Consider the following 14,452-nt stretch of genomic DNA (forward strand, 5'->3'; position numbering starts at 1 on the left):
CAGGTTTACTGCTTCATTTTATTAACCTTGTCCGGGTCAACAGTTTTGAAGTGACCGTAAACGCGAAGTATAATAGCCAGCGCGATTGTCACTTCGGCAGCCGCCACTACTATTACAAATAATGCAAACAACTGCCCGTCGAGACGTTCAGGATCGTGGCGATTGAATGCAACCAGATTGAGGTTGACAGCATTCAGCATCAACTCGATACCTAATAGCATACCAATAAAATGGCGTTTGGTGACCGCAATGGCTAATCCGAGGCTAAAAAGTAACGCAGCTACAATGAGATAATGTTCCAGGCCTATCGAGTTCATGCGGAAGGGTTTCGGTTCATGGCAAGATATGCAGCTCCGATTAGAGCCACTAACAACAATATCCCTATAATCTCAAACGGCAATAGATGACTCGTCATCAGATCAACGCCAATACTTTTTACCGTAGATTTTCTCACAATCGGCTCTCCAACTAGTCGGAAATTGGCTGTTAGAATCATGAAAAGCAGGAAAATGAAAGTCAATCCGCCAAAGAAGAACCCCGGAATTTTTCGCTTCGATTCTACAATAACTTTATTAGCAGTCGACGACGTCGCGGCCTTGTCTGCCTGCTGAGTGAGCATGATCCCGAAAATGAGAAGAACCAAAATTCCACCTACATATACCATGATCTGAGAAACTGCAAGGAAATCGGCCCCGGCCAGCACAAATAGTGCCGCAATACCTAGAAAGGCTTTGAACAGCGCAAAAGCGGCATAAATCAGATTCCTGGAAAACAAGATGAACAAGGAAGACGCAATGGTCATCGCTGAAAAAGTATAAAAAGCGGCTATTTCCATAGATTCAATTTCCTTATTTATTCCTGATCAGGAGACTTGGGTCTCGGCTTCATTGTCGGTTTAAAAGCTGGCTTTGGCTTTTCGGGTTCAATATTTTCCGTTGCCTTATTCTCAACTATATCTGACTCCGTTGGCTTCGGCTTCATCGTCGGTTTAAAAGCTGGCTTTGGCTTTTCGGGTTCAATATTTTCCGTTGCCTTATTTTCAACTATATCTGACTCCGTTGGTTTCGGCTTCATTGTCGGTTTAAAAGCTGGCTTTGGCTTTTCTGGTTCAGTATTTTCCGATGCCTTATTTTCAACTATATCTGACTCCGTTGGCTTCGGCTTCATTGTCGGTTTAAAAGCTGGCTTTGGCTTTTCGGGTGGGATACTTTCCGTTGCCTTATTTTCGGCTATATCTGACTCCGTTGATCTCGGCTTCATTGTCGGTTTAAAAGCTGGCTTTGGTTTTTCGGGTTCAATACTTTCCGTTGCCTTATTTTCAACAATATCGGAGCCAGCCGTTTTTGGCTTCATTATCGGCCTGAATACAGGTTTCGACTTTTCTAGCTCGGTATTTTCGGACGCTTTATTTTCAACTTCTTCTTCGTTTGCCGCCTTCGGTTTCATGGAAGGACGGAACGGTAATTTAGGTGCTTCAGCTTTTGGCTCTTGCGGGGTTTCCTCTGCGCTGGCGGTGATGACTGGCTTGCGAGGTTGGAAAACAGGTTTCGCAACGGGTTTTTCTTCCGCTTTTTCCTCCTGAATTGCAGTCTCAATCTTTGGTTTTATAGTTGGTTTGAAAGCTGGTCGGGCAGTTACAGGTGTTGGTTCGGAAGCGATAACTGGCTTCTGAGCAGCTTTTAATGCTTCTTTTTCTTTCTGGAATTGCTCCAGCAACGCACGTTTTTCATCTGCTTCCTCCGGCGTTAAATTGGCATAGTTGTAAACCAGATCACGAACGTCAAATTCGCTGTAATCAAAAGTTTTTGTCATGGTCAGACACTCCGTTGGACAAACCGTAGTGCAGAGGCCGCAATAGCAGCACTTGCCCATATCGATGTCAAACTTAGCAGCATAAAGTCGGATGGGGGAACCATCGGATGCCCGTCCAACTTCTTCAAAGGCTTTAATCGGCTCAATTTCAATACAATCGACAGGACAAACTTTTACACATTTGTCGCAAACGATACAATCGTCCATTTCATTATGGAGTCGATATCTACCATTGTCAGGGATCGCTATGCTTTCCTGCGGGTATTGTATCGTGACCATCCCGTCTGTCTGGTCATAGAAATTGTCTTTCCGGATATCAGTATTCGTGCGTCGTTGTCTCGCCTTCCACAAATGTCGCAGCGTAAGGCGCATTCCGGTAAGCGTGGTATTGATGCCTTCTGATATGTTTTTAAAATAATCTGACAACGCTATGATCTTAATTTATCGACGATAAGATGTTCTGACAGCACTTAGAAGCCTATGACAAAGATAGAGTAAAGAGCTCGAAAACTCAGCAGTATCCCAAAACACCTTCCAAAATTGTTTTCATTTCGTTTTGGCGCATGCCCCTGATAAACTGACAATAAAATCTCTTGACCAGTTCATTCGCCCACTCTATTTTTCAAGATATGATGCATGTCCAATCAACGGGGCATTTTCCTAGTTTCGTTCCCAGGTTAAACAGAAGTTGGGTCATTTGCGATTTTATATAACATCAAATCACACCTTCCGATTCAAATAATTGCTATAATCTGTTTGAATAGCCAGATATTCCTGATCCATTAATGGAGAAGAAAATAAAAAGTCAGCCGTAGCTTTGTTGGAAGCGACCGGAATATTCCAAACGACACATAGGCGAAGCAATGCTTTCACATCAGGATCATGAGGTTGCGCGGACATGGGGTCCCAAAAGAAAATCAGCAAGTCAATTTTCTCTTCCGCGATCATACTACCCACTTGCTGATCACCTCCAAGTGGCCCGCTCAGAAGCCGGATCACCGGTTGGTTTAGCCTTTCTTCAATCAGCTTACCCGTGGTTCCTGTACCATACAGGGTATTTCCGGCGAGTTTTTCACGGTTAAAATAAGCCCAATCCAATAGCTCGGTTTTCCGGTTATCATGCGCTACGAGGGCTATTCGTTTGGATGGGGATATTGTTCGGTAGTTTTGCATGAGCGCGCTTTAAGCAGTTAGCTTTTAGTGGTTAGTTTTACTAATTAGCTGAATATTAAGTGTTTGAAGTATTTCTTGGGCTAGTTGAATGTTCTTTCTGCTAAATTTTGGAATTCGCAATATTATTTATCGCTTTCAGATATTCCAAAGCCAATTTGTTTCTGTCAAAATGTTCTTTTGCATATTGATATCCATTTACGCCCTGAGCTGCTATTTTTTCCGGTTGCTTCATGTAGTGCAAAATTCCATCGGCAATTTGCTGTGGGTTTTCGGGTTCTACAAATAATCCAGCATCTGCGTCTTCGATTAATTTTCTTGAAACACCGTCAATGCCTAAGAGAACGGGCTTTTTACATGAAAAATAATCGAAAGTTTTGTTAGAGTAAACAGTTTTGAAGGTATCCACTTTTTTAAGCACAGATATACCAATTTCAGCAGCCAGGATATATTTAAATACCTCTTTTTTTGACAGCGGTTCAATAAAGCGAATATTGGCTAAATTTCGTTTTTGAGCATCTTTCATCAACTCTTTTTTCTGCATACCATCGCCTATCAGAATAAGGAGCAAATTTGTATTTCGCAGTATTTCAGCCGTATCCAAAAGCTGTGACAACTGATTGGCAACACCGTGCGCCCCTACATATACCGCCACAAATTTCCCTGTCAGATCGTTTTCAATTCTGAATTTCTCCGTATCAAAATTTGCCGAAACTTCATCAGCAATAGCAAAATCGGCTGCGTTGGGGATATATAGAATTTTTGACAGCGGTACTTTTTTGCCATGAATCAACTTTTCGCGGAAGGCGGGCGTCAGGACATTGATTAACTTGGCTTTTATATATATCAGTTTTTCAAAGCCAAAGGCCAGTTTGATAAGCGATTTGTTGGTTAATATACCTGTGTCAATCGCGGATTCGGGCCATAAGTCCCTTACTTCAAAAATTAACGGTACTTTCTTTAGAAAAGATAAAACCAGACCGGTTGCACCCACAAAAAGTGGCGGAGAAGTGACGATCACGACGTCGTATTTACCATTAAGTTGAAATAGTCCGGCCCAAATACTGGAAAAAGTAAAGGAAAAATAACTCCACAATCGTCCGGCGAAACTGGCGTGATATTGTTCAGAAACATGGCAGCGAATCACTTCAACCCCATCTTTATTTACGTTTTTAACAAAATATCGCCCATTATATCGATCGACCTGCCCACCCATATAGTGTACCATGCCAGCTAAAACGGTGATTTCATGACCAGCGTCACGCCATATCCGGCTCATTTCATTCCATCTCGACCCGCCGCCATCATCGTCTTCCAGAAAATATTGATGTACTAATAGTATGCGCATATGGTCAGGCTGGCGAATCAGTATTTATCATAAGAGCGGAATGGCTTTGAATCACTGTCCGGATATAATTATTCGGGATTGTGAACGAAAGTTGTGTTCCCTCGCTCATCTCTCCATATTTTTCCGAATACCATCCCGGAGAAGTTTTGTATGCAATCGGTTGATTTGAATAGTCATATGCCCGGATATGGAAATGTTCGGAAAAAGTTTTTGATGGATGCCATAATTGCGCGGCTGTATATCCCGCAGGCAGACCTTCCAGCCAGTCTTCTATTTCCCAATAATGTGTATTAACTTTTTTACGCACCTTCCGGCGATGAATAATTCCACTGGCAAGGTGACGAAAACCCTCAAAACTTCCTTCAAAAATTTGTTCATCTCCATGCAGGTCTTCACTTAAAAGGCCAGCACTTTTTTTGATCCAATAATACCACATGAAACGTGAGGCTCTTTTCATTTGATCAAAACCATAAATTTTAACCGTATTATGCGCTTCGGTTCCAGAGAAGTAATTCCGCCATTCGGCTTTGGTATTGTAAAGATAAGAACCAGCGTCGTGCATAATATTATCGCCGTTAACCCAAATGTCAATATGCAGATTATCTGCCTGAAATGGGCGGGTCTGGTAGTTTCCGCAACGGAGGAAAGTCAAGCTTTCGACATCTCTCATGATATAATATCCGTCATTCAGGAATTGAAAACAGCCGTTTTCAGGCTTCCACTTATTATTGTCCGAATTCAATCCAAACCATTGACTTTCCTCGATCCAAGGACCTGAACCATATCCGGTATTGATTTTTAAAGCCTGGGCCAGTGCGAACAGCTGTGAACGAAAATCAGGATATGCACTTTCTGAAAGTGGGAAAAAGAGCGCCCCATCATTATTGCCATAGTTGGGTAGCCTTCCCGTTTTTTCATCCTGACACGCAGTTAGAAACGCGACAGATTTTCTAGCTTTTTCATAAACGATCGGCCTAAAATTTTCCCCATTTAACTCGGAAAGCCGAATGGCCCAGGTTAGTAGCTGCACCACCACCCGATGGTAGTTCATCGAAAACTGCAAATAAGTGCCATCTTTTTGAATTTGATATTCAATTTCTTGCTCGAACCAAGCCTTACCTTTTGCCTTCCAAACAGCGCTCTCAGGAAAAAATGGATATAGCAAACCGACCAGATATAAAGTCAGCGTCTCTGTAATCGCATGATTATTTCGAACTGCGATTCTTGAAAAATGAATATTTTTTTGAACATGAACGATTTGCTGATATATGCTATTGATGATTTTTTTAAATAAAGCGTCTGTCAGGTTTTCGCTATATCTATAGTATTGTAACGCAAAAGTCCAGTTCAATACGCGTAGAGATATCTCCTGTGAACAACGCCAGTTTGGACCACAATTGACGGGATTTTCATCAATCCAGTTTTGGATATGATCGAATACAACTTTCGACATATCTGTCTGAAAATGTTGGTCATAACGTATCAGATCGTATAGAAAAGTGAAGCGTGATTTTTCCCAAACATATTTGATATCCCCAGCCGAAGTGGAAAAATCCGGAATTTTAGTCCAATGTAAGTCTTTTGGATAGACATGTCCCGTGATGGGATGGGTATGCCAATCGGGTATACGGTACCACTTGGAATAGAACAGCTGATATTCTCCATCCAGAATCTGGTCAACTCTTTTTTTGAGCGACGCCATATCCTCGTTGCTGAGGGATCCGATGCTCGGGATTTTTGGAGAATGAGCCTGCCCCCTTTGATTTCCTGAAAAGAAGAAATCAGGGCTGGAATTGTTACGCCAGTGATCTAATGTGATCAAGGATTTAAGGGCCTGGTCTTTGGGGTATTGTCTCTTTAAAAGGCCTGAACGCAATTTTATCTCGTACCAACCACGAAACAGGATATAGCGAATACCCATATTTCTAATCAGATCAAGAATAAGGAGGGTGCGTTCAATCATTCAATTCTATAAGTATATCCAGCGATTTTCTTTCAGACTATTTAATGCGGCAAAAGCGGCTTTTGAGGTATTGACAATTTCGGCAAACGGGATAATAGGTGCGCTTCCGGTTTTCACCGCAGTGATCAGTCTTCTAAACTGCTCTTTGTGTCCTTTGTCCTGCCTGCTATCAAGTTTTGAGAAATTCTTGAAGCCATATCCATAAAGAGTTCGGAAATTATCTAAAACGAGGGTTCGGCCCTGTGCATAAACTTCCACCCGTTCTTTGGAATAGGCACTGCTGCCATTTGAAAAATAGTTGATCACGCCCGTCGATCCGTTCTGAAATTTGAGCAGAATACTGGCATTGTCAGACGAAGTATCTGGATGTTTACCCATTGCATTCATACAAACCGCTTCGATTTCACTGCCGGTCAGATATATTAATAAGTCCATATAGTGACAGGCCTCGCCCAATATCCTCCCACCGCCTACCTGCGGGTCGTGTACCCACGAAGATGGGTCGATCCAGCCGGCGTTCATCGTTGCAACGACGTTCATGGGTAAGCCATTCGTGAGCTCTTTAATCTTCTGAGTGTGAGGTGAAAATCGGCGGTTATACCCGACGCTCAGCGAGACATTGCCGGCCGAAACTTGTTGGTAGCTTGCTATTATATCGTCTAATTCACCCTCAAAAATTGCCAGCGGTTTTTCCACAAAAACGTGCTTGCCTGCATTTAATGATTCGATGACCATTTTTGCGTGCTGATTATGTCGGGTCGTGATCATCACCAGATCGACTTCCTGGTCATCCAGTATTTCCTGATAATCCGTTGTACTAAACCCTATTTTATGTTTCTGGGCCAACGACGTTCCAGAAAGTCCGTTCGCGCTGGAGATATACTTAATGGTTTCGCCGGTGAGAATAGGTAGCAAAGTCATTTTCGTGAAATTGCCTGCACCGATGATTCCAATTATTCCGCTTGAATTTGTGTTAGGTATATCATGGTATCGAATGGTTTTCGCAACAGATACTTTTTCAGGGTAAGTCAGGAGCGAGGCGACGGTATTCGCTTTTCCTATTTGACTATATATGTTGTTAAAATCCACGAATTCAACAACTTCACTGATATAAGGTTTGACATCCAGGGTGCCGGAGGAAAGTAATTGCAAAATGGCCTGAAAGTTTCGATTCTCTGTCCAGCGCACATAGGGCAACGGATATTCAACGCCTTTGTTTTCATATGCCGGGTCGTATCGGCCGGGACCGTAAGAGCAGGAAACCTGGAATGTGAGCTCTTTTTCATAAAAATCGGCCCGATTGATATCCAGACCTGTGACTCCGATCAATACGATTTTGCCTCTTTTTCTGGATATTTTCGCTGCTTGAGAAATGATATCATTGCCTTTGGATGACGCCGTAATTATTACCCCATCTGCCCCATATCCTGCCGTCATTTCCTGGATAATTTTTTCAATATCACCCTCAGACGAATTTATGGCAATGATTCCTTTGGATCGCGCAATCTGAAGTTTTTCTTGGTTGATATCAAAACCGATCACCTGGCAACCATTGATTTTTAACAACTCAGCAGTCAATAATCCGATCAATCCCAAACCAATAACGGCCACAGTTTCGCCTAATGATGGATTCAGCAATCGAATTCCCTGCAAGGCGATTGACCCAATTACGGTAAAAGTTGCATCCTGATCCGAGACGTTGTCAGGTATTTTTGCCAGTAAGTTCCGGGGTACACAAACGATTTCTGCATGACTGCCATTGCTCGCAACCCGATCCCCAACCTGTACATCCGTAATTCCTTCACCCGCCGCGAGTACGATTCCGGCATTGCAATATCCAAGTGGAATCGGCTGACTGAGTTTGTTAAAAACGGCTTCTACTGTCGGCATTAATCCGTCGGTTTTGATCTTATCCATCACCATTTTAACCCTCTCGGGCTGTTGCCGGGCTTTTTCGAGGAGATTGGCTTTGCCAAATTCGATCAGCATTTTTTCCGTTCCGAGCGAAACAAGGGTATTTGTCGTCTGAATCAAGACGTGTCCATGTTTCACCATAGGCGCGGGAACTTCTTCCAGCAAGGTTTCGCCTGTTCTTAAATTCTGGATAAGCTGCTTCATTCAACGGGCAGGGTAATAACAATGGTAGGTCTTAACTTGCAAGATAACAGACTGTTTGGAAAAACAATAGCGCAAAAAAAGACCGATCCATCCGAATCGGCCTTTTCTAATTACTATGGCGAAATTATAATCTTAAACTGATTTATATCTCAGTGTCAATTCTTCGAAATATTAGATTTTAGTCACTTTGGTTTCCACAAGTTCAGTCCATTCCGGTAACTCAGGAATACCCGGTTTTCTTTTACCAAAATATTGGTTGAACATCACCCCGTTTTTGTCGATCAATTCGATACCCGTTACCAATCCGGCTTCGCTAGGTTTTTTTACTACCCAGGCTTCATCAATCGCGTCCTGGCGAAGGTGTAAATTGAATTCCGGATCCATGATATTCAACCATGGACCCATCACAAATATCTTGTTGATCGGGCCGGTATGGATTTGAATGCAGTTGTTGTTCGAAACAAAAACCATGATCGGAACCTGTGTTTCAGATGCGCCGTCGAATATATCTTTCAAACTTTCCGGCGTAATCTGATATGCATATCCCTCAGGAGCAAGCCTCAATGCTTGTTTTCGGGTCAGGTTATGTTTTTTCAGGAGACCGAAAAAGTCGTGGGTGTCTTTCAGGTTCAACCATTCTTCCTGAAACGTGGCTTTGTCAATGTCCGGTATTGATTCCGGTTCAGGTTTTACCTCGGCTTTTTCAGCAATAAATAGGTTTTGATCCTGATCGGCGGCTTTATATTTTTCAGTCAGCGTATCATATGCTACCAAATTGCTTTTTTCTGTCATATATATCTTGTGTGTCGCTTCTCCGAAACTGTTGAAGAATTGAAGACTTTTACGATCATTTTCATTAACCGCAAATCCGAATTTCCAATCGCCCAGAAACAAACGAAGATCAATATCTGCGCCTAATACAAGTCCGACGTGGTTATTGAAAGATATTTTCTCATAGGTTCCTTTACGCTCATGAACAACATGGTCGTTTCTGGTCAGCGCCATCACGTGGCCAAGCGAACCAACTTCTTTAATCAACTCTCTGAAATCACCTTCCAGAAGAATAGCAGATTCGCCAATGCCTGTTGCCACCAGCTCTGCTTCGGTTGTGCCAAGTTCCTTAGCTGCATCTCTGATACGGGTTTTTGGATTTTGCGATTTGAATTCTGCCCAGGTTGCTTTGAGTTCTGCCCTGTTGGGTGCGAGTGTTGTCTTCATGAGTTATTGATAAATAATTGATTATTAGTATTTTAATATTTTCATCACGAAAGATGTTATCTGAACGCAGAGTTAATTTGAGTTTGACGCTGAGTTACGTGGAGTTTTTTAATTGCTATAGCGAAACGCTGTGCGGCACTACAGCCACTCGCGTTAAAAAAATAGACGTAACAGCTCTAAACATGAATCGGTTTTTGTTGAAAGTTGGGAATGATGATCGGGAAGGGCGAATTTTCGGTTTGAATGATTTGTACCGAAATTCCGAAAGCACTTTTGATGATCTCTTCCGATAGTGCTTTTTCCGGCTCACCTTTTGAAATAACCTGCCCCGATTTTAGTACCAAAACTTTGTCTGCATATTGTAAAGCATGGTTTAGATCATGGACAACGGCGATAACTCCATATCCTTTTCCCGTCATTTCTTTTGCCAGTTTGAAAGTTTCATATTGATGCAAAAGGTCCATCCCGGTAGTTGGTTCGTCCAATAATAAAAGCCCTTTGTCGACATTCCATATTTGCGCCAATGTCCTCGCTACCTGCACTCTTTGCTGTTCACCTCCGGATAGAGTCGGATAAAGCCTGTCTTTTAAATGAGAAACTCCGGCCTTTTGAAGACATAGATCCACAATGTCCAGATCATGGTCAGACGGATCGGCACTGTAATATGGATATCGACCCATCAGCACAATTTCTGCGGCGGTAAAAGAGAGCGTAATGTTGTTTTGCTGGGCTAAAACGGCACGTTTTTTAGCCAAGTCCTTTAATTCATAGTCGGAAAGAGCCTGCCCGTGAAACGCGATTGATCCTGTTGAAGGCGTATATTCTCTTGACAAAAGCTTCATCAAGGTCGACTTGCCAGCGCCGTTTGCTCCTAAAACTGCCCAAAATTCGCCTGCTTGCGCTTCAAAGCAGATATCCTGGATCAGTGTCCGTCCGTTAACTCCATATCCAGCTTTGTTGACCGCTATCATATCCTCTTTCTTTTTTGTTCCCAAAGGATGTACAAGAAAAACGGTGTTCCCAAGAGTGCCGTCAATATTCCTATCGGCAGTTCGGAAGGAGCCGCGATAGTTCTGGAAATCGTGTCTGCCAAGGTCAGCACAATCGCTCCTCCTAGTGCGGACCCCATCATCAATGTGCGGTGATCCGGTCCAAAAGTGGTGCGAATAATATGCGGAACTACCAATCCAACAAAGCCAATCGTGCCTGCAACTGCTACGGAAGCACCAACCCCCATCGTTGCGAGGATGATTACCTGTCTTTTTAAAATTTTCATATTGACACCAAGCGCTGACGCCTGACTTTCGCCTAAAACCAAAAGGTTCAGCGACTTGGCAAGATATGGCATACTGAACACCGACACGCCGACAAATGGAGCGATCGAAATAACGGAAGTCCAGGTGGCGCCACCCAAGCTGCCGAGGTTCCAGAAAGTAATGGAGCGAAGTTGCGCATCATCGGCGAGGTAAGTCATGAGGCCAGTTAAAGCGCCAACAAGTGCGTTGATCGCAATTCCGCAAAGAAGTATGGTCGTGATGCCGCCTTCTCCGGTAACCTTGGAAAGCTGATATACCAGCATCGTCGTCAATACGGCTCCGATAAAAGCTACGAATGATATGACATATGCACCACCTAACTCATTGAGCATAAATAGATATTTGGCGTTCAGCATAATGACAAAAACCGCAAACATAGAGGCTCCCGACGTGACACCTATAAGGCCTGCATCAGCTATGGGATTTCGGAAAAGACCTTGCAGAGAAGCCCCGGCGATACCAAGTCCTGCACCAATCAATACTGCCAGGCATACTCTTGGCAAACGTATCATCCAAAATACGATCGACTTTTGTTCTTCGTAATTCGCTGATTGTGAGATGCCCGTTTTAAATGCGACGATGTTCCAAAATTCCGATATAGAAATCTGTAGCGCACCCTGGCAGGCTGAGTATATCACACAACCTGTCAAAAGAAGGCTCAAAATGAGCAACATTCTTTGATCCGAACGTCGTTTTCGTTTGACGGGAGTCAAAATCAGATTAATACTTCCGGGTTTTTCCTTTATCACCACCTCCATTTTTTCTTATTTGACTTTTTGATAAAGTTCCAATGCTGCTTTGCCCAGTCTCGGGCCAAAACCCGTAAGTAACTGGCCGTCCATTGTTATTACCTTCCGGTTTTTTCCTGCGTTTGTGAGCGCAATTCCCGGTACTTTCAAAAGTCCGTCCGTTCCGTCAAGACTTTCCAGTCCGCTCGAAAACAATACCAAAACATCGGGATTGGCCGCAACCAGCGATTCGGATGTCAAAGGTTTGAAATCGGTGAAGCCTTGAACGGCGTTCTTATAGCCAGCCAGGGTGAACATTTTGTCAGTGGATGTACCCGTTCCCGAGACCATCAACGTGCCTGTTCCGCGGGCATATATGAATAGTAATTTCTTTGATGAAGTGTTTTTAGGAATTTTATTAAGATCTGATTCGAGTGTTTTAACCATCCTTTCAGCTGCAGGTTTGGCATTGAAATATGCGCCCACTTCCCTGATCAGTTTTATAGCGCCTTCCTTCGAATACTCATGTTTAAATTCAACTACCTTTTTTCCGGTACTGGTGAGTTGTTTAACAACCGCCGGAGAGATCATGCTTTGGTCGGTATATACAATTACGTCAGGATTTAGCGCAATGATACCTTCTGCTGCAATGGTACGGTTATGGCCAATTTTGGGAAGTTTTTCCAGAGTAGCCGGGTACGTGCTTGTTACGTCGACGCCAACCAGTTGACTTTCAAGACCAAGTCCGACAATGATTTCACTCAAGGTACCATTCGCCGATACAATCCGCGAGGACTTACCTGCAATGGCATGGACAGAAAGCGATACCAGTAAAATGTTAAGAATCAGAGGTTTAAAACACTTGGACAGCTGCATTCAACGGGGGATTTATTTACACGAAAAGATCTTGTCTATCTCTAAGGTTAGAAATGATTCCTGAAAAAGATTTTTAATTTCTTCCACTTCCGACTCGTCAAACGACAGCATAAAATTCGGAATAGGAGAAGGTAAAAGGTAGTTCTTACCGTGAGGAAGGCTTTCTTCAAGCTGCTGCATATAGCAGGCATCGTATAAAATAGATTGAAAACCTCTCAGCCCGTCTTCAGTGAAAATGAACAGAACATTACCGAAAACGAAATTGTAATGGTCACGGCACGAACATTGACCGATATAACCTCGCCCGGTTTGACTAAGAATTCGCAATGAATTGTAACTGTGTTGTGATTCCTGCATACCCACTGTTTAATAAGTTTTACATATCAGTTTTACCGTTCAGTAAATTCATTTCGCCATGATAGGATCCTGTCGCAAATATATATTATTTATTTAGACCAAGTATAAACAAAAATAAAAAATCTTTTCCTGCCTGAAAGGCGGGTGATCAAACCTTAATTCTTTATTATCTTGTTTGGTCGCACCGTACACCTGATCTTATCCTCTTCACTTATTAACCACAATGAAATTGAAAAAACTTTTTACCAATCTCACTTTCTGGGTGTTGACAGCCATCACCGCGGGCGCATTATTAGGTCATTACAATCCGTCGGCGGCTATTGAAATGGAGTTTCTAGGCAAAGGTTTCATCAGCATTGTGAAGCTTTTTATCAATCCAATCATCTTCCTGACCATTACGCTCGGCATTGTCGGGATGGGTGATCTTAAGAAAGTGGGTAAAGTAGGTGCGAAGGCGATTCTATATTTTGAAATTATAACTACACTGGCTCTGATCATCGGCGTTGTCGTTGCCAATATCATTCAGCCAGGTCATGGTGTCGTGACGACATCACTTGAGAAAGGAGATATATCGCAGTATGCCAATAAAGTGCACGATTTCAGTTGGTTGAAGTTTTTCTTGGACAATATCACCCTGCAGGTTCTTTTGTTTTCATTGGTACTGGGTACGTTTTTAAGCAAATATTCGGGGCGGGAAATGATTGTTTACTGGCTCAATTATGCGTCAAAATATATATTCCGGGCTTTGCATTTTGTGATGATGGCGGCACCTATCGGGGCATTCGGAGGAATGGCTTTTACGATCGGTAAATATGGGATTCATACGCTATTACCGCTAGCGAAGTTGATGGGGACGGTATATGCAACGATGGCCATATTCATTTTCGGGATATTAGGCCTGGTGCTTCGGACCTACAAAATCAGCCTTTGGGGATATCTGAAGTATATCAGAGAAGAACTCTTGATTGTTTTGGGTACATCTTCGTCAGAAGCTGCCTTACCGTCTTTAATGGAAAAACTGGAAAGAATGGGCTGCTCCAAGCCGGTTGTTGGCTTGGTGGTACCTGCCGGATATTCGTTCAATTTAGATGGTACCACGATTTACCTGTCAATGGCGACGATTTTCCTTGCCCAGGTTTTTAACGTGCATCTGACGATTGAACAAATTCTCTCGTTGATCGGGATATTGATGGTTACTTCCAAAGGAGCTGCGGGAGTTACAGGAAGTGGATTTGTCGTGCTGGCTTCAACATTGACAGCCATAAAGGTGATTCCATTGGAAGGACTAGCGCTTCTGCTGGGCGTTGACAGGTTTATGTCAGAAGCCCGCGCGATCACCAATTTTATTGGAAACGGAGTGGCAACTATATGGCTGGCCAATAATGAAAAGGAATTTGACCGTGAGAAAATGAACTATGCATTTGCCCGAGTTCATGAAACCGAAAACATTGTGACCGACAACCTGACCAGCGCAACGATTCCAGACGAACTGAAATAATTGAAAAGTGTGCGTATAATGTCAGGTCCGATCATATCAACGTCGTTC

General features: G+C 43.0%; 13 protein-coding genes. 1 reads left to right on the forward strand and 12 read right to left on the reverse strand.

Annotated elements, in window-relative coordinates:
• Positions 1 to 5: 5 nt before the first annotated feature.
• The 12 genes from nuoK to AC1XUD_RS10170 form a co-directional block, all read right to left on the reverse strand.
• Entirely contained in the window at positions 6 to 317 is a 312-nt protein-coding gene (gene nuoK, locus AC1XUD_RS10115) for an NADH-quinone oxidoreductase subunit NuoK (RefSeq protein ID WP_483360864.1), read from the reverse strand.
• The gene (locus tag AC1XUD_RS10120; protein ID WP_483360865.1) at positions 314 to 835 is read right to left on the reverse strand and encodes an NADH-quinone oxidoreductase subunit J family protein; all 522 of its coding nucleotides are present in this window, start codon (positions 833 to 835) and stop codon (positions 314 to 316) included. The genes nuoK and AC1XUD_RS10120 overlap by 4 nt, the downstream gene beginning before the upstream one ends.
• Positions 836 to 852: 17 nt before the next feature.
• On the reverse strand, positions 853 to 2,238 hold the full coding sequence (locus AC1XUD_RS10125; RefSeq protein WP_483360866.1) for a 4Fe-4S binding protein: 1,386 nt from the start codon (positions 2,236 to 2,238) through the stop codon (positions 853 to 855).
• 294 nt (positions 2,239 to 2,532) lie between these two features.
• On the reverse strand, positions 2,533 to 2,985 hold the full coding sequence (locus tag AC1XUD_RS10130; RefSeq protein WP_483360867.1) for a methylglyoxal synthase: 453 nt from the start codon (positions 2,983 to 2,985) through the stop codon (positions 2,533 to 2,535).
• Positions 2,986 to 3,085: 100 nt separating this feature from the next.
• A complete protein-coding gene (locus AC1XUD_RS10135; protein WP_483360868.1) occupies positions 3,086 to 4,330 on the reverse strand; it encodes a glycosyltransferase family 4 protein in 1,245 nt (414 codons plus the stop codon).
• A 4-nt stretch (positions 4,331 to 4,334) separates the two neighbouring features.
• A complete protein-coding gene (locus tag AC1XUD_RS10140; protein ID WP_483360869.1) occupies positions 4,335 to 6,293 on the reverse strand; it encodes an alginate lyase family protein in 1,959 nt (652 codons plus the stop codon).
• Positions 6,294 to 6,299: 6 nt separating this feature from the next.
• On the reverse strand, positions 6,300 to 8,411 hold the full coding sequence (locus AC1XUD_RS10145; protein ID WP_483360870.1) for a bi-domain-containing oxidoreductase: 2,112 nt from the start codon (positions 8,409 to 8,411) through the stop codon (positions 6,300 to 6,302).
• Positions 8,412 to 8,582: 171 nt separating this feature from the next.
• Positions 8,583 to 9,629 (reverse strand): hemin-degrading factor, encoded by a 1,047-nt coding sequence (locus tag AC1XUD_RS10150; RefSeq protein ID WP_483360871.1) that lies wholly within the window; start codon positions 9,627 to 9,629, stop codon positions 8,583 to 8,585.
• A gap of 176 nt (positions 9,630 to 9,805) precedes the next feature.
• Positions 9,806 to 10,600: a heme ABC transporter ATP-binding protein gene (locus tag AC1XUD_RS10155; protein WP_483360872.1), complete on the reverse strand. Its 795-nt coding sequence runs from the start codon at positions 10,598 to 10,600 to the stop codon at positions 9,806 to 9,808.
• Positions 10,597 to 11,703 carry a FecCD family ABC transporter permease gene (locus tag AC1XUD_RS10160; RefSeq protein WP_483360873.1) on the reverse strand — a complete coding sequence of 369 codons (1,107 nt, stop codon included), beginning with the start codon at positions 11,701 to 11,703 and terminating at the stop codon, positions 10,597 to 10,599. The genes AC1XUD_RS10155 and AC1XUD_RS10160 overlap by 4 nt, the downstream gene beginning before the upstream one ends.
• Positions 11,704 to 11,709: 6 nt before the next feature.
• Complete coding sequence (locus AC1XUD_RS10165; protein WP_483360874.1) at positions 11,710 to 12,549, reverse strand: heme/hemin ABC transporter substrate-binding protein; 840 nt, start codon at positions 12,547 to 12,549, stop codon at positions 11,710 to 11,712.
• A 12-nt stretch (positions 12,550 to 12,561) separates the two neighbouring features.
• On the reverse strand, positions 12,562 to 12,906 hold the full coding sequence (locus AC1XUD_RS10170) for a DUF6686 family protein (RefSeq protein WP_483360875.1): 345 nt from the start codon (positions 12,904 to 12,906) through the stop codon (positions 12,562 to 12,564).
• 229 nt (positions 12,907 to 13,135) lie between these two features.
• Here AC1XUD_RS10170 and dctA point away from each other — a divergent pair, with 229 nt between their 5' ends.
• A complete protein-coding gene (gene dctA, locus AC1XUD_RS10175; protein ID WP_483360964.1) occupies positions 13,136 to 14,404 on the forward strand; it encodes a C4-dicarboxylate transporter DctA in 1,269 nt (422 codons plus the stop codon).
• The last annotated feature ends 48 nt before the right edge of the window (positions 14,405 to 14,452 follow it).

Source organism: Dyadobacter sp. HNCC25DJ184, assembly GCF_056895215.1.

What these genes read in the sequence shown, in the direction of transcription:
- nuoK (WP_483360864.1), bottom strand. Translation starts at nt 317, where the DNA reads ATGAACTCGATAGGCCTGGAACATTATCTCATTGTAGCTGCGTTACTT.
- AC1XUD_RS10120 (WP_483360865.1), bottom strand. Translation starts at nt 835, where the DNA reads ATGGAAATAGCCGCTTTTTATACTTTTTCAGCGATGACCATTGCGTCT.
- AC1XUD_RS10130 (WP_483360867.1), bottom strand. Translation starts at nt 2,985, where the DNA reads ATGCAAAACTACCGAACAATATCCCCATCCAAACGAATAGCCCTCGTA.
- AC1XUD_RS10135 (WP_483360868.1), bottom strand. Translation starts at nt 4,330, where the DNA reads ATGCGCATACTATTAGTACATCAATATTTTCTGGAAGACGATGATGGC.
- AC1XUD_RS10140 (WP_483360869.1), bottom strand. Translation starts at nt 6,293, where the DNA reads ATGATTGAACGCACCCTCCTTATTCTTGATCTGATTAGAAATATGGGT.
- AC1XUD_RS10145 (WP_483360870.1), bottom strand. Translation starts at nt 8,411, where the DNA reads ATGAAGCAGCTTATCCAGAATTTAAGAACAGGCGAAACCTTGCTGGAA.
- AC1XUD_RS10150 (WP_483360871.1), bottom strand. Translation starts at nt 9,629, where the DNA reads ATGAAGACAACACTCGCACCCAACAGGGCAGAACTCAAAGCAACCTGG.
- AC1XUD_RS10155 (WP_483360872.1), bottom strand. Translation starts at nt 10,600, where the DNA reads ATGATAGCGGTCAACAAAGCTGGATATGGAGTTAACGGACGGACACTG.
- AC1XUD_RS10160 (WP_483360873.1), bottom strand. Translation starts at nt 11,703, where the DNA reads ATGGAGGTGGTGATAAAGGAAAAACCCGGAAGTATTAATCTGATTTTG.
- AC1XUD_RS10165 (WP_483360874.1), bottom strand. Translation starts at nt 12,549, where the DNA reads ATGCAGCTGTCCAAGTGTTTTAAACCTCTGATTCTTAACATTTTACTG.
- AC1XUD_RS10170 (WP_483360875.1), bottom strand. Translation starts at nt 12,906, where the DNA reads ATGCAGGAATCACAACACAGTTACAATTCATTGCGAATTCTTAGTCAA.